Source organism: Vulcanococcus limneticus LL, from assembly GCF_002252705.1.
GTDB classification, from domain to species: domain Bacteria; phylum Cyanobacteriota; class Cyanobacteriia; order PCC-6307; family Cyanobiaceae; genus Vulcanococcus; species Vulcanococcus limneticus.
In genome coordinates this window covers 1-1,242 of record NZ_NQLA01000138.1, presented here as the reverse complement: position 1 = coordinate 1,242, position 1,242 = coordinate 1, and the positions used below count along the sequence as shown (strand labels likewise).

The following is a 1,242-nucleotide window of genomic DNA, read 5'->3' as shown; positions in this document are numbered from 1 at the left end:
CAGGGCTGATTCAAAGTGTGTCACAGGTGCTCTGGCCTGAGCTGCCAGCATGGGGTTTGGTCGGTGGTATCGCCTCCTCCCTGTGCCCGAAATCGCCTCTGCCGCAACTGATCTTGATCTGATCAGTTACCTGCAGGCGATACCGGATGCCCGCATGCGGCGTGGGGTCCGCATTCCGGCCTGGTATCTGCTGCTGGTGGCGGTGCTCGGGATCCTGAGCGGTTGCCAGAGCCTGCGGGATCTGGAGCGGTTTGCTCGCCGTCACCACGCCGCGCTCACCAAGTCGCTTGGTCTTGAACTGCGGCGGCCCCCATCGGATTCGGCGTTCCGCTACTTCTTCCTGCAGGTGGATGTGGCGGCACTCTGCACGGCGATCCGTGACTGGACGATCGCCCAGATCCCTGGTGGTGCAACGGAACTGGACCAACTGATTTGTGATGGCAAGACGCTGCGGGGCTCGATCGAGCCCACGCCTGGTGGCGGCTCAGCGTTCATCGCCCAGGTGACGCTGTACTCGGCGGCCTTGGGTGTGGCGATCAGCCAGGCCTGCTATGCCACCGGTGAGAACCACGAGCGGGCAGTGCTGAAACAGCTGCTGGGCGAGCTCGACCTGGAGGGGGTGCTGATCCAGGCAGATGCGCTCCATACCCAGCGCCCGTTTTTCAACAGCTCAAGGAGCAGGGGGCCGACTTCCTCCTGACGGTGAAAGCCAACCAAAAGACACTGCATCGCCAGATCAGGAGCCAGTTCCAGGGGAAACGCCACATCCCTGTCGAGGCAAGTGTTTTCGAGGAGGGTCATGGTCGTGCCATCACCTGGATGCTCCGCGCCAAACAGGCACCGGAGCACATCCGCGAGACCTGGAGCGGCACCAGCTGGATCGTGGAGGTGACCGCGATCGGCACCCGCGGCGGCAAGCCGTTCAAAGCCACGCACCGATTCCTCACCAGCCTGCGGACCACCCCAGAAGCCCTGCTGCAACTGGTGCGGGACCGCTGGAGCATTGAGGGCTGGCACTGGATTCGCGACACCCAGCTCCATGAGGATGCCCACCGCTACCGGGGCAATGGAGCTGGGGCGATGGCCACGCTCAGAACGGCAGCCCTCAACCTGTTGCGGCTGGCTGGGTTTCAGTCGATCAGGGCCGGCATGCAAGCCGTAACTCACGACATCACGGCGCTACTGGCGATGGCGATGAGAAAGCCAGAACCAAGCTCGAGTTAAGACTTTGAATCAGCCCTG

The 1,242-nt window shown here is 63.0% G+C and carries 1 pseudogene; it reads left to right on the top strand.

Going from position 1 to position 1,242, the window contains the following annotated elements:
* Positions 1–49 precede the first annotated feature (49 nt).
* Positions 50–1,224: pseudogene (locus CJZ98_RS19270) on the top strand (ISAs1 family transposase).
* The last annotated feature ends 18 nt before the right edge of the window (positions 1,225–1,242 follow it).